At 70.6% G+C, this 20790-nt stretch carries 17 protein-coding genes, 1 tRNA gene and 1 pseudogene; 7 read left to right on the top strand and 12 right to left on the bottom strand.

What is annotated here, in order from left to right:
• The first annotated feature begins 17 nt into the window (after nucleotides 1–17).
• Nucleotides 18–827, top strand: coding sequence for a hypothetical protein (locus BUB97_RS01775; RefSeq protein WP_073130768.1), 810 nt, complete (start codon nucleotides 18–20; stop codon nucleotides 825–827).
• A gap of 34 nt (nucleotides 828–861) precedes the next feature.
• Here BUB97_RS01775 and BUB97_RS01770 read toward each other — a convergent pair whose 3' ends face one another.
• Nucleotides 862–1713: a glycosyltransferase family 2 protein gene (locus BUB97_RS01770; RefSeq protein ID WP_073130766.1), complete on the bottom strand. Its 852-nt coding sequence runs from the start codon at nucleotides 1711–1713 to the stop codon at nucleotides 862–864.
• Nucleotides 1714–1936: 223 nt separating this feature from the next.
• Complete coding sequence (locus BUB97_RS01765) at nucleotides 1937–2920, bottom strand: SGNH/GDSL hydrolase family protein (protein WP_073130764.1); 984 nt, start codon at nucleotides 2918–2920, stop codon at nucleotides 1937–1939.
• Nucleotides 2921–3175: 255 nt separating this feature from the next.
• On the opposite strand from BUB97_RS01765, the gene selD reads away from it, so the two are divergent.
• Both selD and BUB97_RS01755 read left to right on the top strand, forming a co-directional pair.
• Nucleotides 3176–4255, top strand: coding sequence for a selenide, water dikinase SelD (gene selD / locus BUB97_RS01760; RefSeq protein ID WP_073131088.1), 1080 nt, complete (start codon nucleotides 3176–3178; stop codon nucleotides 4253–4255).
• Nucleotides 4256–4310: 55 nt separating this feature from the next.
• Entirely contained in the window at nucleotides 4311–4658 is a 348-nt protein-coding gene (locus BUB97_RS01755; protein WP_073130762.1) for a hypothetical protein, read from the top strand.
• 279 nt (nucleotides 4659–4937) lie between these two features.
• On the opposite strand, the gene BUB97_RS01750 is transcribed toward BUB97_RS01755, so the two are convergent.
• The 9 genes and pseudogenes from BUB97_RS01750 to fdnG form a co-directional block, all read right to left on the bottom strand.
• Entirely contained in the window at nucleotides 4938–5318 is a 381-nt protein-coding gene (locus BUB97_RS01750) for a hypothetical protein (protein WP_073130760.1), read from the bottom strand.
• Nucleotides 5319–5332: 14 nt separating this feature from the next.
• A tRNA-Sec gene (locus BUB97_RS01745) sits at nucleotides 5333–5428 on the bottom strand.
• Nucleotides 5429–5536: 108 nt separating this feature from the next.
• A pseudogene (gene selB / locus BUB97_RS01740) lies at nucleotides 5537–7363 on the bottom strand (selenocysteine-specific translation elongation factor); the annotation flags it as partial.
• Nucleotides 7360–8145: a tetratricopeptide repeat protein gene (locus BUB97_RS01735; protein WP_073130758.1), complete on the bottom strand. Its 786-nt coding sequence runs from the start codon at nucleotides 8143–8145 to the stop codon at nucleotides 7360–7362. The pseudogene selB and the gene BUB97_RS01735, both read right to left, overlap by 4 nt.
• Complete coding sequence (selA, locus tag BUB97_RS01730) at nucleotides 8132–9520, bottom strand: L-seryl-tRNA(Sec) selenium transferase (RefSeq protein WP_073130756.1); 1389 nt, start codon at nucleotides 9518–9520, stop codon at nucleotides 8132–8134. The genes BUB97_RS01735 and selA overlap by 14 nt, the downstream gene beginning before the upstream one ends.
• A 3-nt stretch (nucleotides 9521–9523) precedes the next feature.
• Nucleotides 9524–10447, bottom strand: coding sequence for a formate dehydrogenase accessory protein FdhE (gene fdhE / locus BUB97_RS01725; RefSeq protein WP_073130754.1), 924 nt, complete (start codon nucleotides 10445–10447; stop codon nucleotides 9524–9526).
• A gap of 42 nt (nucleotides 10448–10489) precedes the next feature.
• Nucleotides 10490–11170 carry a formate dehydrogenase subunit gamma gene (locus tag BUB97_RS01720; protein ID WP_073130752.1) on the bottom strand — a complete coding sequence of 227 codons (681 nt, stop codon included), beginning with the start codon at nucleotides 11168–11170 and terminating at the stop codon, nucleotides 10490–10492.
• Complete coding sequence (fdxH, locus tag BUB97_RS01715) at nucleotides 11170–12120, bottom strand: formate dehydrogenase subunit beta (protein ID WP_175562536.1); 951 nt, start codon at nucleotides 12118–12120, stop codon at nucleotides 11170–11172. Before fdxH ends, BUB97_RS01720 begins: the two co-directional genes overlap by 1 nt.
• Before the next feature lie 44 nt (nucleotides 12121–12164).
• Complete coding sequence (gene fdnG, locus BUB97_RS01710; RefSeq protein WP_139281277.1) at nucleotides 12165–15251, bottom strand: formate dehydrogenase-N subunit alpha; 3087 nt, start codon at nucleotides 15249–15251, stop codon at nucleotides 12165–12167.
• 197 nt (nucleotides 15252–15448) lie between these two features.
• On the opposite strand from fdnG, the gene BUB97_RS01700 reads away from it, so the two are divergent.
• From BUB97_RS01700 to modC, 4 genes are all read left to right on the top strand, one after another.
• Complete coding sequence (locus BUB97_RS01700; RefSeq protein ID WP_073130743.1) at nucleotides 15449–16018, top strand: hypothetical protein; 570 nt, start codon at nucleotides 15449–15451, stop codon at nucleotides 16016–16018.
• A gap of 73 nt (nucleotides 16019–16091) precedes the next feature.
• Nucleotides 16092–16880, top strand: a complete 789-nt coding sequence (gene modA, locus BUB97_RS01695; protein ID WP_073130740.1) for a molybdate ABC transporter substrate-binding protein — start codon at nucleotides 16092–16094, stop codon at nucleotides 16878–16880.
• Nucleotides 16880–17575 carry a molybdate ABC transporter permease subunit gene (gene modB / locus BUB97_RS01690; protein ID WP_073130738.1) on the top strand — a complete coding sequence of 232 codons (696 nt, stop codon included), beginning with the start codon at nucleotides 16880–16882 and terminating at the stop codon, nucleotides 17573–17575. Before modA ends, modB begins: the two co-directional genes overlap by 1 nt.
• On the top strand, nucleotides 17575–18657 hold the full coding sequence (modC, locus tag BUB97_RS01685) for a molybdenum ABC transporter ATP-binding protein (RefSeq protein WP_073130736.1): 1083 nt from the start codon (nucleotides 17575–17577) through the stop codon (nucleotides 18655–18657). Before modB ends, modC begins: the two co-directional genes overlap by 1 nt.
• Before the next feature lie 10 nt (nucleotides 18658–18667).
• Here modC and BUB97_RS01680 read toward each other — a convergent pair whose 3' ends face one another.
• Nucleotides 18668–20635 (bottom strand): AfsR/SARP family transcriptional regulator, encoded by a 1968-nt coding sequence (locus BUB97_RS01680; RefSeq protein ID WP_073130734.1) that lies wholly within the window; start codon nucleotides 20633–20635, stop codon nucleotides 18668–18670.
• Nucleotides 20636–20790: the final 155 nt, after the last annotated feature.

Genomic DNA, 20790 nt, shown 5'->3' with positions numbered 1-20790 from the left:
TCGGAAGGAGCAGCCCCGTGGCCGATGCGGATTCCATGACGGGAACGCCCCCCAAAACCGACAAGCGCACGGCCCGGGAGGCGGTGGGCGAGGGCACCGGGCCGGTCTCCCGCATCAATCTCGGGCTAAAGGCGCTGCTGCGCGACAATCCCTGGCCGGAATTCGGTTATGGCGAGATCGAGCCCTTCTTCCTCGCCCTGGACGGCAATGGCCGCGGCGGGCGGGAGATCATCTTTGACACCATCCGCAAGCGGAACATCCAGCTGATGGTGGAGGTGGGCTGCTTTCTCTGCGGCTCCACCCTCCAGTGGCTGCGCAGCTCCGACAAGCTGACGATCATCGGCGTGGACCCATGGGACGGCAACTGGGCCGCCTATATCGAGCGGATGGCGCTGGACCCGATCCAGTCGCGCAGCGTGTGGCACCTGGGCGACGAGCAGGTGGCGACCATCGTCGCCAACCTCCGCCGCCACGGTAATTTCTGCGTCGCGATGAACAATGTGCGGCTCTACAAGCAGCGCTTTTACCCCGTGCGCCGCCATTCGCCGGAGGCGCTGAGCTACCTCCATGTGCGCGGCATCGTCCCGGAGCTGATCTATATCGACGCCGGCAAGCACCGCGACGACCTCGATGCCGCCTATAAGCTCTTCCCCAACGCCGTGCTCTGCGGGGATGACTGGCTCTGGCCGGACGAGAAGGGCGTGCTGCGGATGCAGGAGCATGTGAAGGCCTTCGCGGCCGAGCACGGCTTCACCGTGCAGTCGAGCCGCCAGAGCTGGCTGCTGATTCCGCCCGATCAGGCCCCGGGCGAGGCCGCGAAAGGCTGAACGACGCCGGCCGCCGTCCCCGGCGGCCGGCCCGTCACCCCAGCTTCCAGGCGCGGCGCAGGTCGGCGAGATGGTGGCGCATCCGCGCCTCGCAGGCCGGGTCTTCCGCAAGGAACCGCCGCAGCATGGCGTGCAGCGCCACCACCTCGGCGAAGTGGCGCGCGGGCGGGGCGGAGCCGGTGACGCTGCCGCCATGGCGGCGGTGGCGGCTGAAGGGGCGGGCCTCATACTGCACCCGCCCCTCCCCGCGCACCGCCTCGATATAGATCCGCCAGTCGCCGACGCAGCGCCACCGGTCCACCTCGCCCCCGAGCCGCGCGAAGACCGCCCGCAGCGCCTCGGTGCGCCATAGCACGGCGCTCGCGCTCACCACCAGGTTGCGCGGGGAGAGGCAGCGGCGCAGGAAATCGGCGGCCGGGAACACGGCGTCGCGTTCGAGCGCCTGATCGCCCATGGCGGCGCTGTAGCGTTTCCCGCTGTCCTCGATCACCTCGCCGGCCGGTCCTATGGCCGCCGTGTCGGCGAAGGCGAAGACACTCGCCGGATCCGCGGCCAGACGGCCCGCCAGCGCCTCCAGCATCCCCGGCTCCGCCGCGTCATCCGCCTCGGCGATCCAGAGATAGGGGGTGGTGGTCCGCTCCAGCCCGCGCGCCCATTGGCGCAGCACGGAACCGGAATTCGCGTCGTTGCGAAGGATCGAGACCGGGCACTCGAAGCGCGCAAGCAGCGGCTCCGCCACCGCCATGCTGTTGTCCGTGGAGGCATCGTCGAGAAAGGTGATCTCGCCCACCGGCTCGCCCTGCGCCGCGATGGAGGCAAGGCGCTCGGGCAGGTAGCGGGCGTAGTTGTAGTTCGGGATGACGACGCCGACCGAGCCCTTCAGCATGCGCGGCCCGGTTCCCTGGCGAATGAACCCGGCCCTTCGCCATTCCAGCCCGGTCCACCCCTATGGCGGTTGCCGGTCCGCAGCTCGCGAACGCCCGATCCCAACGCCGGCTCCCCCCTTTCGTCAGACCCGGCGGTGCTTTGCCGTGCCGAATGACTCAACGTCGTCACAGGCTATCGTTTCAGCCTGGCCGCGCAAGCCACGACGCCGCCGCCGCGGCGAATCAGCCGAGGTGGAGAAGGTCCACCACCTGCCCCTCGCGCGGCCCGTGATCCGGCGTCCCGCGCTTCAGGACAACTTGCGGCATGGCCGGATCCTGACGGATGGAGACGCGCCGCACCGGGCCCTGCTGCGCCGGGGGCAGCACACGCAGCCCGAGCCGGGTGAAATGCGCATGCTCGTCGAAGGCCTCGATCGGCACGATCCGCTCGTCGAGCCCGAATTCGAGCCGGCCGGTCCTCGGCCCCACGAGATAGGTCAGGCCGAAGACGCGCAGCGGCTCCGGCAGCGCCAGTGTCAGGTTCTCCCCAGCCTCGATCACGCCGGTCTCGCACAGGAAGTCCTGCCAGTGGAAAAGGCCCGCGCGCCCCGCGGAGAGGTGGAGCGCAAGGCCAAGCCGCCGCAGCGCGGGACGCGGCGGAACGGTGGCGGGCACCGTGCTCCGCAGCCAGCCGTCCAGCGCGGCCAGCAGTTCCTCGGCCTGGAAGAGGCTTCCTTCGGGGGTGGTGTGCACTGTGTCGCGCAGCAGCCCGCGCACGAACTCCTCGCCCTTCCGCTGAACGAGGCCCTCGGCCAGATCCACCACCGGATAGCCATGCTCGGTCGCGGCCTCGGTGAGCAGCCGGGCGAAGGGCAGGCGCGCCACCGTCAGATCCGTCCGGAACAGGTGCAGAAGCGCCGGACGCGCGCCGGCTTCCGCCGCCCGGTTCAGGCAGTCCAGGATGAGCTGCCCGGCCTGCTCCGGCGTATCCGTCGTGCTGCGGGCATAGACCGAGGTAGCGATCTCCAGCACCACATGGCTGAAGGGTCCGTGCCGCTGCTGCATGCGGTCAAAGGCAACGGGCACGACATGGGGGCTGAGCCCGCCCAGGCCGCAGACGAACAGCTCCAGCTCCGGGTGCCGCTCCGCGAGAAGGGTCTTCAGGGGGCCGGTATATCCGGCCCGGAGGGCGGTGTTGGAAAAGCCGAGCACGAGGAGCCGTGGCATTCTGCGGGTGATCTTTCCCAACGCATGTGGTCGCCCCGCTCTGGATCATGGCGGCCCTCGGCTCAAGCCTGCTTCGCCCTGGAGCCTCCCCGGATGGTCGTTCGCGCCGCGCTTTCCTGCCGCCACTCCCCGCCTGGCTGGCTTGCGGCTCCCGCCCTCCCGGCTCAAAACGCTTCATCGCCCCGCCGCGCGCGGGCTGTCCCACTGTCGGGTTCCCCATCCTCGCCGGCAGGGACGAAGAACATGGAGGACGCCATGGATGCGACCACGATCCGGCTGACCGAGCTCGCGCATGGCGGCGGCTGCGGCTGCAAGCTCGCCCCTTCCGTGCTCCAGAGCCTGCTGGCGGACCAGCCGATGGCCGCGGGCTTCAGCCAGCTCCTTGTCGGGACCGAGACGGCGGATGACGCCGCCGTCTGGCAGGTCGACGAGAAGCTCGCGGTGATCGCGACCACCGACTTTTTCATGCCGATGGTGGACAACCCCCGCGACTTCGGCCGGATCGCCGCCACCAACGCGATCTCCGACATCTACGCGATGGGCGGCAAGCCGATCATGGCCCTCGCCATCCTCGGCATCCCCGTGAACAAGCTGGATCCCGCCACGGTGCGCGAGATCCTGCAGGGCGGTGCCTCGGTCTGCGCCGAGGCTGGCATCCCCGTGGCCGGCGGCCATTCGATCGATTCCCCCGAGCCGATCTACGGCCTGGCCGTGATCGGGCTCGGCCACCCGGACCGCATCAGGCGCAACAGCGGGGCGCGGCCGGGGGATGCGCTGATCCTGACCAAGGGCATCGGCATCGGCATCTACTCCGCCGCCATCAAGAAGGGCGCCCTGCCCGACGGCGCCTATGAGGAGATGATCGCCTCCACCACGCTGCTGAACCGCGTGGGCGCGGCGCTCGCGGAGGACCCCGCCGTGCATGGCATCACCGATGTGACTGGCTTCGGCCTGCTGGGCCATGCGCTGGAAATGGCGCGCGGCTCGGGGCTGCGGCTGACGATCGGGATGGAGGCGGTGCCGTTCCTCGCCCATGCCGCCAGCCTCGCCGGGCAGGGCTTCGTCACCGGCGCCTCCCACCGCAACTGGGACAGCTACAGCGCATCGGTCACCCTGCCGCCCGGCCTGCCCGATGCCGGGCGCATGCTGCTGACCGACCCGCAAACCTCGGGCGGCCTGCTGATCGCCTGCGACCCGGAAGCCGCCGACGATCTGGTGGAGCGCATCGTGGCCGCCGGCTATCCTCTCGCGCGCCGCATCGGCACGGCGACTGCCGGAGAACCGGGGGTGACGGTGACCGGAGGCGGCGTCGCGCGTTCCGGGCAGAAGGGCTGATCCGCGCCCGGCTGGAAGAATGCAGGGCCCAGGCCCCGCGATGGAGGAGGGTGGAATGCGCTTTCAACCGGGCATGATCGCCATGCTGGCCACGCTGGCCCTCGCCGCGCCGGCCCTGGCCCAGGGCGGGGCCGCCGGCCAGCCGCGCTCGGCGCAGAGCCTCGAAGGGCCAGGCTGCAACGCGGCCGGCAAAGCCGAAGCGGCCACCCCGCCGGCACGCGGCAGCGGCGACGGCACGGCGCCAGGCAATGCGGGCTCCACGGGCTGGAGCGGCGGCACGGGCGGCTCCCATATCGGGACGAACCCCAGCGGCGCCACCCAGGCCTCCCGCACCTGGCAGCCTCCCACCGCGCGCGGTCTGGACCCCTTCTCCGCCCCGGCTCGCCCGGCCTCGGCCTGCTGAGCCGGCGCGCTATCAATAAAGCCGAGGGCTCCGCCCTCACCCGCCAAGGGCCTGAGGCCCTTGGAACCCCGTCTGACTGCCGTGGATGCCCCGGATCGAAGGGGTCTCTGGTTGGAGGGGATTGATCCTGCGCTTGCAGTCGCCTGAGGTAGTGGACCTCAGGCGCACCGCCTGACGAGTGAATCCAAACGTGAAGAGAAAGATGATGGTGAGGGGTCCGGGGAGAGGAAGAATTCCTTCTTCCTCTCCCCCGGACAAACAGACAGACCAGAATTGGCGTCAGTGCCGCTTCATCTCCTCGATCTGAAGCCGCAGCCCGTCCGCGTTGAAGAACTCGCCGTCGCGGATCAGGGAACGGTCCTCGTGCAGCTTGCGTGTCAGGGCGGAGAGGCGGGCACGTGCCTCGCTGTCCTCCACCAGGCCCTCGCGCCCCGCACGGAAGAACACCGCGCCTGACCAGGCCACCCCGGCACCGGCGAAGAGCGCCGCCATATCCGGCCAGCGCGTCTCGTCCCCCACCACATGCAGCCAGGCCGAGCGCAGCGGCTCCACCGTGGTTTCCGTGATCCGGACCAGCACGAAGAGCATCGTGAAGGACCCGACCTCGCCAAAGGTTCCGATCAGCCAGTCGTCGAAATCGGTTTCGGCGGGCACGGTCATGGGCGATTCCCGGATGGCGGAAGAGAATGGGAGTCGAACCCACCCGGGACAGTCTCGCTGCCCCACCCGGATTTGAAGTCCGGACGCCCCACCGGGGACGCTTCTCCTCCAAGGCCATCATCGGCGGGCGAACCGAACAGGTCTGCCCGATGGGGATTGATGCGCCGCAGGTCGCCGCGGCGCAAGGTCACGCCCTGCCGATCCAGGAAATCCAGGATCTGGATGGCGACCTTCCGGCCGTTATCCATCCGGTCGCGGAAGGCGGCGGCGGAAATCCAGCCAGCGTCGGCTCCACGCGCCACATCCTTCGCGATCTCCACCATCTCCGCCGTGGTGGCGCGGGCGAAGAAGTGGTCGTGGGCGATCTGGTCCACCCGGCCCAGCCGCGCGCAGGCCTTCAGCACCCGACGGACCTCCATCTCGGGATGTTCGAACAGGTTGGAGATGTCTCGTACACGCGGCGGGCGGAAGCGCGCTTCGCCCAGCAACAGGGGCATGATGCGCGCGAAAAGCGCTTCGTCCTCCGGGTCCAACCGCACCTCATGGCCGGGCAGGCGGAGGAAGGCGCCTTCCAGCACCACGGCGCCGGCCCGCGCCTCCCGCTCCAGCGCCGCGCGGAAGGCGGCGGCCGGGAGGCGAGGCTGGACGAGCATCCGCAGCCGCTCGCGCCCGATGCCCTGCTGGTCCGGGTTCTCCTCGTGATGCTGGCCGATGGCCGCGAGCAGGTTCTCGCGGAACCGGTCCCACTGCCCGTGGGAGAGGACATGGCGCTGGCCCACGGCATCCAGCGTCAACGCACCCAGCCCTTGGACGATGGCGGCGCCCTCAGCGGCAGTCAGCGCGTGGTCCCGCGCAAAGCCAGACAGTTCGGCCTGATAGGGCGGGACCTCGAGCAGCCGGGCCAGCGCCTCGGTGGGGTCGCGCGCCGAGAGCGCCTCCAGCTGGGCCAGGCGCTCCGGCGTGCGCCGCTTACGCGCCGGGGCGCGCAGGTCGAGGAACCGGCCGCCGCCGATCGTCCGCTGGGCCGAGACGTCGCGGAGGATGAAGCGGTCCCCGATGGCGGCGGCGATCGGGCGGTCCAGCACGAGCTGGACGAAGCCTCCGCCACCCGGCTCCATCGGATCGCCCAGGGGAACGAGCCGGGCGCCGACCTCGGCGCTCGCATGGTGCAGCCGCGCGGGGAACCAGGTGCCGAGCGCCTTGGGCTCGCTCCCCAGCACGCGGAAATGCGCGTCGATCCGGTCCGTCGGCGCGTGCAGCGACGGATCCAGAACCATGTCGCCGCGCGCGACAGCCTCCTTGCTGATCCCCTCCCCCGCCAGGTTCAGGGCGCAGCGCTGCCCGGCCACGCCCCGCTCCGCCGGCCGGTTCTGGGCATGGATGGAGCGCACCCGCGCCGGGATGCCGCGCGGGCTGACCATGACCTGATCCCCCACCGACACCGCGCCGGAGAGCACCGTGCCCGTCACCACCGTGCCGGCGCCCGACAGGGTGAAGCTGCGGTCCACGGCGAGGCGAAAGGCGCCTTGGTCGCCCGCCGCCGGGGTGTCCTCCTCCGCCCGCGCGAGAGCGGCCTTCAGCGCCTCGACCCCCTCCCCCGTCCGCACCGAAACCGGGAGGATGGGCGCACCCTCCAGCGACGTGCCGGCCAGGGTGGCGCGGATCTCCTGGGCCACAGCGGTGCGGCGCTCGGCATCGGCCAGATCCGCCTTGCTGAGCACCACGATCCCGCGCCCGATGCCCAGCAGGTCGAGGATGGCGAGATGCTCGCGCGTCTGCGGCATCACCCCGTCATCGGCCGCGACGACGAGCAGCGCGAAGTCGATCCCGCTCGCCCCGGCCAGCATCGTGTGGACGAAGCGCTCATGGCCCGGGACATCCACGAAGCCGGTGACCCGGTCCCCCTGGCCGACATAGGCAAAGCCGAGATCGACTGTGATGCCGCGCGCCTTCTCCTCCTTCAGCCGGTCGGTATCGACGCCGGTGAGGGACTGCACGAGTGCCGTCTTGCCGTGGTCGATATGGCCGGCGGTGCCGATGATCATGCGGCGGCCTCCGGCAGCGGCGCGGCGGCCCGGCGCTCCGCCTCCGCGATATCCCCGGGCGGCAGGCCCGCGCGGACGGGGTTGAGGAAGGGGCGGGCCAGCTCGCTGCCACCGGCCTCGGCGCGGAGCAGCCAGGCCAGGGCGGCGACGCCGTCGCGCGCCACCCCGGCGCCGAGGTGATGGGCGGCACCGAGCATCGCCTGCCCATCCGCATCCCCACGCTCGGCCGCCATCCGCCACCAGCGCGCGGCCTCGGCCACGTCACGCTCCACGCCCATGGCATGATGGTGCAGCATGCCCAGCCGCGTCATGGAAGCGGCGACGCCGCCCTCGGCCGCCTTCAGCGCCCAGCGGCGCGCCTCCGCCGGGTCGGGCGGCATCACCTCGCCCTCCAGCAGCATCCAGCTCAGCATGTCCTGCGCCAGCGCATCCCCGGCCTCGGCGGCTCGGCGGTAGAGATCGGCCGCGCGGGCGAAATCCACCTCCACGCCGCGGCCGCCGCGCAGGAACAGGGCGGCCAGGTTCCGCTGGCCAGGCGGATGCCCCGCCTCGGCCGCCAGGTTGAGCCATTTCAGCGCGAGCGGCGCATCCGCCGGCACGCCCAGCCCTTCGGCGAAGCAGGCGCCGATATTCGCCTGCGCCCGCGCATCGCCGGCCCGTGCGAGCGGCTCCCACAGGGCTAGCGCCGTGGCGTGGTCTCCGGCGCGGAAGGCGGCCAGGGCCTCCTCCATCGGGTCGGGCAGCGGCGCGGGGGCGCGCCGGAACCGGTCAAGCCAGCCCATGCGCAGCAGAAAGAGAGGCGAGGTTGGCGACGAAGCCGGCCTCATCCGTCAAGCAACGCAGGTCCAGCACCAGCGCGCCGTCATGGACATGCCCGATGACGGGGCGCGGCAGCTCCCGGAGCGCCCGTACCACGGCCTCGAGCACCCGGCCGCCAGGGGCATCGATGCGCAGCCCGGCGCTCGGCAGCGTATCCAGCGGCAGCGCACCGGAGCCGATCTGGCTGCGGCAGGTGCAGACCGTGACGGAAAAGGCGTCCGGCAGGGCGCGCGCGAGATGCGGCGCCACGCGCTGGGCCAGCGCCTCGACCTCCGCCGCGGGGCGCGCGAGCAGCCCCAGGGTGGGGAGGCGCTCGGCGAGCCGGTCCGGATCGCGATACAGCGCGAGGGTCGCAGCGAGTGCTGCGATGCGGATCTTGTCCACGCGCAGGGCGCGCTTCATCGGGTTGCGGTTGATCGCCGCGATCAGGTCCCGCCGCCCCACGATGAACCCGGCCTGCGGCCCGCCGAGCAGCTTGTCACCGGAGAAGGTGACGAGATCAGCCCCCTCCGCCACCGCCTCCCGCACCGTCGGCTCCTTCTTCAGCCCCCAGCGGGAGAGGTCCACCAGCGTGCCGGAGCCGAGGTCGTTCAGCAGCGGCACGTCTGCCTCATGCGCGATGGCGGCGAGGGCGGGGCCCTCCACCTCCGCCGTGAAGCCCTCGATCCGGTAGTTCGAGGTGTGGACCTTCAGCACCAGCCCGGTCTCGGGCCGCAGCGCCGCGCGGTAGTCCTTCGGATGGGTGCGGTTGGTGGTTCCCACCTCGACCAGCGTCACCCCGGCCCGGGCCATGATGTCGGGCATGCGGAAGGCGCCGCCGATCTCGATCAGCTCGCCGCGGGAAACGATCGCCTCCCGCCCCGCGCCCAGCGTGTTCAGGGCGATGAGCACGGCCGCGGCGTTGTTGTTGACCAGCGTCGCATCCTCGGCGCCCGTCAGCTCGCAGAGCAGCGCGCGCAGATGGTCATCGCGCTCGCCGCGCCGGCCCGTCTCCAGGTCAAATTCCAGCGCCACCGCATCACGCATGGCCGCGGTGGCCGCCTCGACCGCCGCCTCGGCCAGCAGCGCGCGGCCGAGATTCGTGTGCAGCACGGTGCCGGTGAGGTTGAAGAGCGGGCGCAGGTTGGACCGGTGCCGGCGCTCCAGCGCCGCGCCCGCCGCCGCCGCGACCTCCGGCGCCGTGGGCAGCGCGCCCTGCCCGGCCCTTGCCTCGGCCAGGGCGGCGCGGATGGCGGCGGTCACCTCTGCCCGGCCGAAGCGCGAAACCAGCCCGGCCGCCTCGGGCATCCCCAAGACACGATCCACCGAGGGAAGCGCGCGCAGCGCCGCCTTCTCCACGGCTCAGTAGCCCAGCAGGAAGGGGTCGAAGCCGGCGCGCCGGTATTCCGTGCCCTGCATCAGCATGTCGAGGCCAAGGCTGGCCACGTCGTCCGCGACCGGCTCCAGGGCCGGGTTCCGGTCCTGGTACAGGATCTTCACCCAACTGCGGCAGGAATCGCAGGTCTCGGCCTTCACCGTCGCCTGCCCCTCCTCCCCCTCGGGCGCCTTGTAGCCGATGCCCTTGGTGGAGCCGCAGGCGAGGCACTTGATGCGGACCTCGTTCCACTGGGTACCGCAGAAGGCGCAGGCCGCGTAGCGCGACCCCTCCGCCCCCGGGCGCCCCACGACGAGGGAGGACACAGGGGGCCCGCCGCAAACCGGGCAGAGGCCGGTTTCCAGGGGCACCAGCTGCGCCGCATCGAGCGTCGCAGCGCGCCGGGCCGCATCCACCTGCGCCGCCGCCGAGAGGAAGAGGTGCTGGGGCAGGCTGTCGAAGGGAATGGCGTCGGCCATGACATGGCCGAGCATCCCGCCCAGCACCTCGGGGGTGGTGCGCCGCAGCCAGTCCAGCGCGTCGCGGGCCTGGGCCGGCATCTCCACCGGCTCCATCGCTTCCAGGAAGCGGGTGACGGCCCCGCGCAGGGCGGGAGCGTTCACCAGCGTGGCGCGGTCGAGCGGGGGCATCCTGTTCTCCCGCGCGCGCTCGATCTGCGCGGCGGGGATCGGCTCGGGCGCCGGCAGCGCCTCGGCCAGCTGCGCCTGCACGTCGCAAATCCGCCCGAGGAAGCGAAGATAGGGAGCGAGTTCCCCCGCCTCCGCCAGCACCCCGAACCGCTCCGCCCTTTGGCGGAACAGCCGGGGCGGATCGGGCAGGATGGCGAAGGCGGGCCTGATGAGCCGCCCGATCGCGGAAGGATCGGGCTGCAGAGCGTTGGTTCCGGACATGTTACCTCGCGGGCCGAACCGGCCACGGCGTGTTTGAAGGGGTTATTCGGCCGGGCCGATCTTCCGCTGCCCCACCAGTTCCCGCAGCCACTTGCGATGATGGCGCCAGGCCCAGCCGCCCGTCACCGAGCCCCGCGTCATCGCCCGCAGCGTGCCCCGCGTCCAGATGGCCGCGTAGACGTGCAGGATGAAGACGCAAATGATCAGCACGGCCGAGATAGCATGCGCCAGCACCGCGATGCGGCGTGTGGGGATGGAGGTGTAGGGCGCGAAATACTGCTCCCAAATCATCAGCCCCGTGGCGATCAGCACCAGGATCAGGAAGGCCATCGACCAGAAGATCACCTTCTGCCCGGCATTGTACTTGCCGAACTCGGGCAGGTTCTCCTCATGGCCGGTGACCACGTCCTTCAGCCGGGTCAGCCACACCCAGTCCACGCTGGCCGGCAGGTTGGCCCGCCAGAGCTGGAAGAAGAAGACGAAGAAGCTGACGAAGAGGACGACGCCGATCCAGGGATGGAAGGCCCGCGTGTTCTGCCCGCCGCCAAACAGCGCCGTGAGGAAGAAGAGCGACGGATCGAACAGGGCGAGGCCGGACAGGGCCAGCAGGATGAGGCTGGCCGCCGTGATCCAGTGGTTGACCCGCGCGGCGACGCCGTAGCGGTCCACCGTGACCGGCTTGCCCGGATGGATGGCGTCGCCGGGCTGGATGCGCTCGACCATCAGCCACGCTCCCCGTTGCTGGAGGAAGCCTCCGGGACGGGCTGGCCGATCGTGGTCTCGACCAGCTTCTCGGCGCTCTCCTCATCCTCCTTCGACACGCGGTTGGGCCGCGCGAAGACGCCGTGGATGAGGCTGCCCGCCGCCATGAAGCCCATGGCCGCGAGGCCGACATACTTGGTCAGCCCCTTCCAGGTCTGCACCACCGGCGAGATCCGCGGGTTGTCCGGCAGGTCCGCATAAATATGCGGCTTGTCGTTGTGGTGCAGCACATACATCACATGCGTGCCGCCCACGCCCGGCGGGTCGTAAAGCCCGGCATTGGCGTAGCCGCGGGACTTCAGGTCCGCGATCCGCCCCTCCGCATGGCGCGTCATGTCCTCCTTGGTGCCGAAGACGATCGCCTGGGTCGGGCAGGCCTTCGCGCAGGCCGGCCCCTGCCCCACCGCCACGCGGTCGGAGCAGAGTGTGCACTTGTAGGCCCGGTGATCCGCCTTCGAGATGCGGGGGATGTTGAAGGGACAGCCCTTCACGCAATAGCCGCAGCCGATGCAGTTCTCGTGGATGAAGTCCACGATGCCGTTCGTGTACTGCACGATGGCGCCGGGTGCCGGGCAAGCCTTCAGGCAGCCCGGATCGGCGCAATGCATGCAGCCATCCTTGCGAATGAGCCATTCGAGATTGTCCGTCGACGGGTTCACCCATTCGGTGAACCGCATCAGCGTGAACATGTTCTCGGTAAGGTCGTGCGGGTTCGTGTAGACGCCCACATTCTCCCCCACCGCCGGCGTGGTGTCGTTCCACTCCACGCAGGCGGATTGGCACGCCTTGCAGCCGATGCATTTGGAGACATCGATCAGCTTGGCCACGGGGGTGAGCTGCCGCTGCGGCGGCGGCAGGTCCTCCGTCGCCGAACGGCGGATCAGGTCGGCCGGGCCCAGATTGCTGACCATGGGCTGGGTCGGCGGGTTGCTGACCGCCGTGCGAGGGCTGTCGCTCATGACTGCACTCCCGGCGCCGTGGTGGGTTCGAGATTCACCAGGAACGCCTTGTATTCCGGCGTCTCGATGTTCGCGTCACCGACGAAGGGGCTGAGCGAATTCGGGCCGAAGCCCTTCTTCGCCGCGCCCACGAAGCCCCAGTGTAGCGGGATGCCCACCACATGGACCACGCGTCCGTCGCAGTTCAGCGGGCGGATGCGCTTGGTGACGACCGCCTTGGCCTTCACCGAGCCACGCTTGGACCAGACGCGCACCCAGCCGCCATTCACCACCTGCCGCAGCGCCGCGAGCTCCTCCGAGATCTCGACGAAGAACTCGGGCTGCAGCGCGGCATTCACCCGGTTGTGCTTCGTCCAGTAGTGGAAGTGCTCGGTGAGCCGGTAGGAGGTCGCCGCGAAGGGGAACTCGTCCGCATTGCCGAACTGGCTGAGGTCGCTCTGGAACACGCGAGCGACCGGATTGCCCCGCATGCGCGGGTTCATCACGTTCGGCACCGGGCTCTCGAACGGCTCCATATGCGCCGGGAAGGGCCCGTCCCGCAGCATGCCCCGGGTGAAGAGGCGCGAGACCCCTTCCTGGTTCATGATGAAGGGCATCACCTGGTCAGGCCTGGCGGTCGGCGCGATGTCCGGCACGTCATAGCCGGTCCACTTCGTCCCATCCCATTCCAGCAGCTTGCGGCTGGGATCCCAGGGCCTGCCCTGCAGGTCGGCCGAGGCACGGTTGTACAGCGTGCGCCGGTTGAGCGGCCAGGCGAAGCTCCAGTTGAGATAGGCACCCGTGCCGTCGGGGTCCTCGGTCCCCCGGCGAGCCATGTTGTTGCCGGCCTCGTTCCAGCAGCCGGAGTAAATCCAGACGCCGCACATGGTGGAGCCGTCGTCGCGCAGCTGCGAGAAGTTAAGCAGCTGCTTCCCGGCCGCGACCTGCACCCGGCTCGGATCCGCGGGATCCGACAGGTCCGTCAGGGCCCGACCGTTGATCTCCTTCGCCAGCTCCTCGGGCTCCGGCTCATTCGGATCATGGTAGTTCCAGGAGAGGTTCAGGATGGGGTCCGGGAACGCGCCCCCCTCCTTCCGGTACAGCTCCCGCATGCGCAGGAAAATCTGCGCCATGATCCAGGTGTCGTGCTTCGCCTCGCCCGGCGGCGAGCCACCGGCCCAGTGCCACTGCAGCCACCGCCCGGAATTGGTGAGCGAGCCCTCCTCCTCCGCGAAGCAGGTGGTGGGGAGCTGGAACACCTCGGTCTGGATCGAGCGAGTGTCGACCTCGTTGTACTCGCCGTGATTCTCCCAGAACCGCGCCGTCTCGGTCTCGAGCGGGTCCATGGTGACGAGGAACTTCAGCTTCGAGAGCGAGGCCGTGATCTTCCCGCGATTGGGGAAGGCCAGCATGGGGTTGAAGCCCTGGCAGAAGTAGCCGTTGACCCGCCCCGCGCCCATCAGCTCGAACATGCGCAGCACGTCATAGGCCGGCACGTCCAGCTTCGGCAGGAACTCGTAGCCCCACTGGTTCTCCGCCGTCGCGGCGTCGCCCCACATGGCCTTCTGGAAGCTCACCATGAACTTCCGGTAGTTCTGCCAGTAGCTCGTCTGCCCCGGGCGGAGCGGCCGGAACTGGCGGCTGCGCATATAGATCTCGAAGTCGGTCTCCTGCTCCGTCGGCATGTTCAGATAGCCGGTGAGCAGGTGCGACATGAGGCCGATATCGGTCAGGCCCTGGATGTTGGAATGCCCGCGAAGCGCGTTCATCCCACCGCCGCGCACGCCGATATTGCCCAGGATGAGCTGCAGCATCGCCATGGCGCGGATGTTCTGCGCGCCGTGCGAATGCTGGGTCCAGCCCAGGGCATACATCGAGGTCATCGTCTTCGTGGGCGACGAGCACTCGGAGATCATCTGCGCGACGCGGAGGAACTTGTCCCTCGGCGTGCCGCAGATGCGCTCCACCATCTCGGGCGTGTAGACGGCGACGTGCTGCTTCAGCAGGTTCCAGACGCAGCGCGGGTGTTGCAGCGTCGGGTCCGTGACCGCGAAGCCGTCCTCGCCAATTTCGTAGTCCCAGGTCGTCCGGTTGTAGTCGCGCTTCTCCTCGTCATAGCCCGTGAACAGGCCGTCGCTGTAACCGAAGCCCTCTTTCACGATGTAGGACGCGTTGGTGAAGGCCTTAGTGTACTCCCACTGCACCTTGTCGTTGTCGATGCAGTACTTGATCACGCCCAGCAGGAACGCGATGTCGGTTCCCTGGCGGATGGGCGCGTAGAAATCCGACACGGAGGCCGTGCGGGTATAGCGCGGGTCGACCACGATCAGCTTGGCGCCACGATGCGCCTTCGCCTCGGTCACCCACTTGAATCCACAGGGATGCGCTTCCGCCGCATTGCCGCCCATGACGACAACAAGGTCGGTGTTCCGGATGTCGGTCCAGGAATTCGTCATCGCACCACGGCCAAAAGTCGGGCCCAAACTGGACACCGTAGGGCCGTGTCAGACGCGCGCCTGGTTATCGAATCCGACGATCCCGAGAGCCTTCACGACCTTGAAGGTCGCCCAGGCTGTCTCGTTGGTGGTGGCGGAGGCCGCTAGGAAGCCGGTGGTGGTCCACCGGTTAACCGGAACGCCCGCTTCGTTCTTCGCGACGAAGTTGGCGTCGCGGTCCTCCTTCATCAGCCGCGCGATGCGGTCGAGCGCCTGATCCCAGGAGATCCGCTCAAAGCGGTCGGAACCGGGCTTGCGCCACATCGGGTGCTGCAGGCGGGTCGGCGCCTGGATGAAGTCCTTCAGCGCCGCGCCCTTGGGGCAGAGCGTGCCGAGGTTGGTCGGATGGTCCGCGTCACCCTCGACATGGATGATTTCGGCCCTCTCGCCCTTCCGCACGTCACCCTTCGCATAGAGGATGACGCCGCAGGCGACCGAGCAATAGGGGCAGGTGTTGCGTGTCTCTGTGGTGTTCGCCAGCTTCAGGGGCCGGACATGGGCGGCGACGGCCGCCTCGGCCTCGCTGAAGCCCATCGCTCCCAGAGACGTTGCCGCAACCCCCGCGCCACCGACTTTCAAGAAGCCGCGCCGCGAGAGTTCCACGTTCATGTGACCCTCCCCGAACCGAGCAAATGTGCCACTCACTAGAATATCGTATGTTGTTGGGATGGTCCAGTTCGAGTCAAGGAAATGCGGCGTTCCCGCAGGGTCTTGACGCAGATCCACTTCCTCTCTGCGACCTGTGGCGCGCCCCTGCGTTCTTCCTCATGGATTGATGCGCTGGGAGGCGGGACCGGATGGGTTGGTTGCGGGTCGGGGCACTGGGTTTTCTCCTCTCCGGCTGCTGGATGCCGCTCTCCGACGCGCGGGCCGATCCGTGGAAGGATGAGAGCGGGCATGGCCGCCGATGGGCCAATCCCGGCTGGGACGGCGACAGCCCGGCCTTCCGCGAGATCCGCCGCGGGCGTGGCCGGGGGCATGGGCGGGGGCACCGTCGCCACGAGGCCCGCCGCTGGCAGGAAGGCGGCCGCGTTCCCCTTCCCGACTACGTCCTGCGCTACGGCCCCGGCTACGGCGCGCTCCGCCCCTCCCCCCCGGCACGACCGGCGCTGCGGCAGCAGGCCCGGCGGCCAGAGCCGCCCGTGCAGGGGGAGATGCACCGCGACGATCTGCCCCGCAGCGCCACCGACCGCCCGTGGCCGGAACGAGGCGCGGAACCGGACCGTCCCGCCGAGACGGCGCGCGGCGTGGCGACGGGAAACCCTCCCCGCCCGGCGGCCGATCGCCCCTGGGAGGATGCACGCCAGGCCCCCTCCCGCCCCGCTCCTCCCTCGCTGGACACACCCGCCCGGCCCGCACCGACGCCCTGGCGCTGACCCCGGCGGGAGGCCGGTTGCACGACCCCGGGCCCGCCGATATATCCGGATGGGAACAACGGTGGATCCTCCCATGCGTCGCCTCGTCCTGCGCGGCCTCGCGGCTGCCCTGCTGCTCCCAGCCGGGCTACCCGCCAGGGCGAAGGCTCAGGAAGGCGGCCCCACTGTCTTCGCCGCCGCCAGCCTCACGGATGCGATGCGGGCACTCGGGGAGGCCTGGCGCGTCCGGGGCCACGCCGCGCCGCGCTTCTCCTTCGCCGCCTCCTCCGCCCTCGCACGCCAGATCGAGCAGGGCGCGCCGGCCGATCTCTTCGCCTCCGCCGACGAACCCTGGATGGACTATCTCCAGCAGCGCGACCTGATCGTGAACGAGACGCGCGTCAGCCCCCTGGCCAATGCCCTCGTGCTCATCGCCCCGGCGGACACCCCCCTCGCGCCCACCACTCTCGCGCGCAACACCGACCTCGCCACGCTGCTCGGCGCGTCCGGGCGCATCGCCACGGGCGACCCGTCCAATGTGCCGGTCGGGAAGTATGCGCAGGCGGCACTGAGCTGGATGGGGCAGTGGAACACGCTGCTTCCACGCCTGGCCCGCGCCGACAATGTCCGCTCCGCCCTCCTCCTCGTCGAACGCGGCGAGGCGCCTCTCGGCATCGTTTACGCGACGGACGCGGCGGCATCCCGCGGGGTGAGGGTGCTGGGTACGTTCCCGCCGGAGAGCCATCCCGCCGTCACCTATCCCTTCGCCCTCACCCGCCGCGCCGCCGGCCATGCCCAGGCGCGAGCCTTCCTTGCCTTCGCCACCGGGCCCGAAGCCGCCGACATCTATCGCCGCTTCGGCTTCGCGCTGCGCACCGAATAGTGCTGACCCCGGAGGAATGGGGCGCCGTCCGGCTCAGCCTGGCGGTCGCGCTGCGCTCCGTCGCCTTCGGCCTGCCGCCGGCCGTGCTGGTCGCCTGGCTGCTGGCGCGCGGGCGCTTTCCCGGGCGCGCGCTGCTGGACGCCTTGGTTCACCTGCCCTTGGTCATGCCGCCCGTGGTGGTGGGCTGGCTCCTGCTCGTCACCTTCGGCCTGCGCGGTCCCGTCGGCTCCCTGCTGAACGACTGGTTCGGAATCCGCCTGGTCTTCACCACCGCCGGCGCCTCGCTCGCCACGGCGGTGATGTCCTTCCCGCTCATCGTGCGCGCGGTGCGCCTCAGCCTCGATGCGGTGGATCCGGGGCTGGAGGCGGCCGCGCGCACCCTCGGCGCGGGGCCGCTCGACCGCTTCGTAACGGTCACCCTGCCGCTCATCGCGCCCGGCATCCTCGCCGGCGCGATCACCGCCTTCGCGGCGGGGCTGGGCGAGTTCGGCGCCGTCATCACCTTTGCTTCCAACATCCCCGGCGAAACCCAGACCCTGCCCCTGGCCATCTACAGCGCCACCCAGACGCCGGGCGGCGAGGCCACGGCGGCCAGGCTCGCGGCCGTCTCCCTTGCCCTGGCCGTGACCGGGCTGCTGCTGGCGGATCTGGCCGGGCGGCGCCTCGCCCTGCTTCTCGGCCGACCGGTGCGCTGATGCTCGAGGTCGCACTCCGCCACCGCTTCCCCGGCTTCGCGCTGGAGGCGCGCTTCGCCGCCCCGATGCCGGGCGTGACGGCCGTCTTCGGCCCGTCTGGCTGCGGCAAGTCCACGCTGCTCTCCGCCGTGGCCGGTCTGCTGCGTCCGGAGGAAGGCCGCGTGGTGCTGGACGGCACGGTGTTGCTCGACACCGAGGCGCGCCTTGTCCTCCCCCCGGAACGGCGGCGCTGCGGCGTGGTATTCCAGGATGCGCGCCTGTTTCCCCACCTCTCGGTGGAGACGAATCTCCGCTACGGCCTCCGCCGGGCACCACGCGGCGCGGAGGGTCCGGCGCTGGAGGAGGTGGTCGCGCTTCTCGGCATCGGCCATCTCCTGCATCGGCGCCCCGCCGCGCTCTCCGGCGGGGAAAGGCAGCGCGTCGCCCTCGGCCGCGCGCTTCTCTCGCGCCCACGCCTGATGCTGATGGACGAGCCGCTGGCCGCGCTCGATGCGCCGCGCCGGGCCGAGGTGCTGCCCTATCTCGCCCGCGTGCGCGACAGGCTGCGCCTGCCCATCCTTCTCGTGACCCATGCGCTGGATGAGGTGGACCGGCTGGCCGACCATCTCGTGCTGATGGAAGCGGGCCGCGTGCTCGCCGCCGGCCCGATCGAAACCCTGGCCGCGCGTACGGACCTGCCGCTGTTGGCCAGCCGGCGGGACGCAGGCGCCCTGCTGGCCTGCACCGTGCTCGGCCATGATCCCCTGCGCGGCCTGACCCGGCTCCGCTTCGAGGGGGGCGAATTGCGCGTACCTCTGCGGGAGGAGGCGCCCGGCACCGCGCTGCGCATCCGGGTGCGCGCGCGCGACATCTCCGTCTCCACCGAGGAGCCGCGCGGCCTCTCCGTGCAGAACGTCCTGCCGGCGGTGTTGGAGGCGATCGATCCCGCCGCGCCGCATGAGGCCATGCTGCGGCTCCGGGTGGGGCAGGCCGTGCTGCTCGCGCGCATCACCGGGGATGCCGTGGCGCGCCTCGGCCTGCGTCCGGGCCAGCGGCTCTGGGCGCTGGTGAAGTCCGTCGCCTTCGCCGGGCCGGGCGCCTGACCGGCTGCGGTCAGCCTTTCGGCGCGCCGGCCCGCAGCAGGCCCTCGGCATAGGCCTCGCGGTCCTCGGGCCGCCGGAAGGGATAGGTGCTGACGAATTCCGCCACGTTGAAGCGGGGCTCCAGCCGCAGCAGTGCTTCGATCAGCGGCCGCGCCTCGCGCGCCAGGCCAAGATGCCCCAGCGCGGAGAGAACGGGCTTGTAGCCATTGACGAAGCCGGGGGCGGCCCGCACGGCGCGGCGGCCGAAGGACAGCGCCATTTCGAAATCCCCGCCCACTGCATAGGCGGTGGTGAAGACCTGGCTGAGGATGCGGTCATGCGGATGGCAGGGCGCAAGGCTGCGGTAGCGCTCCAGCTGCCGCAGCGCCTCCTTCGGGCTGCCCGAATAGGTCTGGGTCGCGGCCGAGAGCGCCCAGGAGGAGGCCTGGTGCGGGTTCAGCTCCAGCGAACGGCCGAGGTAATAGGCCGCGCTGTCGAAATCCTTGTGCAGGAAGGAGGCGACATGGCCGTAGATCGCCGCCGCCTCCGCGCTCTCGGGGTCGAGGCTCATCGCCAGCACCGCGAGGCGCTCCGCCTCCTCCAGCGCGGCGGCGGGATCGGGCGCCCAGCTCTGGCCGATCTGGAAGACATGCCACTGGGCCGCCCAGGCCGCCGCCATGGCATTCTCCGGCTCCCGCGTCACCGCATCCGCCAGCATCTCGCCGGCCCGGAAGAAGCGGGGCGCCTCCATACTGAACATCAGCGGAATGGCGCGGAGCACGATGGCACTTGCATCCGTGACGCGCTTCGGCACGGGGCGGGTGCCCTCCGTGTGCAGGATCACCGGCTCCAGCCGGGCGACGAGCCGGCCCAGCGCCTCGCTGTCCAGCTCGTCGGCGGTGCCGCCGAGCGGGGCGCGCGCGCTCCAGATCGGGCGGGCAGGGCCGGACACCTCCAAAAGGGAGAGAACGAGGCTGCTCCCTTCGGCCTCCCGCCGGATCGCGGTGGTGACGATGTAATCCAAGCCAAGGCCCCGGAACGCCTCCGATGATGGCACGCCGCCCGCTTCCAGCGCGCTCGGGTGCAGCACGTCGAAATGGCGGTAGCGCACCAGCTCCAGCGCCACGTCATGCGCATAGGCGGCGGTCAGGGGATGATGCGCCTGCCCGGCGGACAGGCGCGCCGGAATGACGCCGACCCGGAGCCGTCCATCCTCCGAGGGCGGGGGCGGCGCGGGCGGCAGGAGGGCAGCCCGCGACGGCGCCCGCAGCCTTGCCGCGAGCTGCTGCGTCTCCGCCGAGGGCTCCAGGTCCAGCGCCCGGCGGAGCGCGGCTTCGCACCGCTCATATTCCGCCAGTGCCTGGGCCCGGTTGCCCGCACTGGCCAGCAGGAGCATCAGCGCGCGCCAGCCCGGTTCATGCGACGGGTCGAGGGCCACGAGGCCGCGGGCCGCCTGGATCGCCTCCTCGCTGCGGGCCGGATCCTCGGCCAGGGCTTCGAGCCTCGCCTCCTGCCGGGCACGCAGATCGGCGAGGAAGGCATCGCGTTCCGCCTGAAGCCAGTCGTCGAAGCCCTCGCCGATCCCCTCCAGCCCATCCATGAGAGCCGGCATCCCATCGGGCGGCGCTCCGCCAGCCGGAAGCGTGAGCGCATCGACCACGCAGCAGGCCGGATCGGCACGCAGGCTCTCGCCGTCCCGGCGCAGCAGGGGAACCGCCCCGAATGCGCGGGTGAGCTCAAGCACCGCCTGGCGCAGGCTGCCCCGCGCCTCCGCCTCGGCGGAGCGCTCCCAGAGGAGCGCAGCCAGCCGTGCCCGGCTCACCGGCCGGCCGCGAGCCATCAGGAGGATGCCCAGCAGCGCGCGCGGCTTACGACCAGGGATGGCGATCTCGCCTCCCTCCCCGTCCCAGGCCCGCACCGGGCCAAGCAACGAGACCCGCACGAAGGGCGCGGGCTGGTCGGGGCCACCTGCCGGCCGGAAAGGCGGCGCGGGGCTCACAGGGGCCATCCGCCCGTCGTGTCACGGGGATGCTCGACCATCACCGGGTGATTATGGCGATCGGATTCCCCGGGATAAAGGACTGCGGCCTGCGCGCCGTTTCATTGTATCGGCATGGGAGAGGCAAGCCACGTCCCTCGATTCCACGCCGTTTT

The sequence above is a fragment of the Muricoccus roseus genome, assembly GCF_900141905.1.
In the GTDB taxonomy this organism is placed as follows: domain Bacteria; phylum Pseudomonadota; class Alphaproteobacteria; order Acetobacterales; family Acetobacteraceae; genus Roseomonas; species Roseomonas rosea.
The sequence above is the reverse complement of the archived record's forward strand: the minus strand, read 5'-3'. Positions and strand labels throughout refer to the sequence as shown.

Bases quoted from the DNA above. Each gene is read 5' to 3' on its own strand.
- fdxH (WP_175562536.1), bottom strand. From the start codon at position 12,120: ATGGTCAGCAATCTGGGCCCGGCCGACCTGATCCGCCGTTCGGCGACG.
- BUB97_RS01755 (WP_073130762.1), top strand. From the start codon at position 4,311: ATGCGCTTTCAACCGGGCATGATCGCCATGCTGGCCACGCTGGCCCTC.
- modC (WP_073130736.1), top strand. From the start codon at position 17,575: ATGCTCGAGGTCGCACTCCGCCACCGCTTCCCCGGCTTCGCGCTGGAG.
- modA (WP_073130740.1), top strand. From the start codon at position 16,092: ATGCGTCGCCTCGTCCTGCGCGGCCTCGCGGCTGCCCTGCTGCTCCCA.
- BUB97_RS01765 (WP_073130764.1), bottom strand. From the start codon at position 2,920: ATGCCACGGCTCCTCGTGCTCGGCTTTTCCAACACCGCCCTCCGGGCC.
- BUB97_RS01750 (WP_073130760.1), bottom strand. From the start codon at position 5,318: ATGACCGTGCCCGCCGAAACCGATTTCGACGACTGGCTGATCGGAACC.
- BUB97_RS01770 (WP_073130766.1), bottom strand. From the start codon at position 1,713: ATGCTGAAGGGCTCGGTCGGCGTCGTCATCCCGAACTACAACTACGCC.
- BUB97_RS01735 (WP_073130758.1), bottom strand. From the start codon at position 8,145: ATGGGCTGGCTTGACCGGTTCCGGCGCGCCCCCGCGCCGCTGCCCGAC.
- fdhE (WP_073130754.1), bottom strand. From the start codon at position 10,447: ATGTCCGGAACCAACGCTCTGCAGCCCGATCCTTCCGCGATCGGGCGG.
- selD (WP_073131088.1), top strand. From the start codon at position 3,176: ATGGATGCGACCACGATCCGGCTGACCGAGCTCGCGCATGGCGGCGGC.
- BUB97_RS01720 (WP_073130752.1), bottom strand. From the start codon at position 11,170: ATGGTCGAGCGCATCCAGCCCGGCGACGCCATCCATCCGGGCAAGCCG.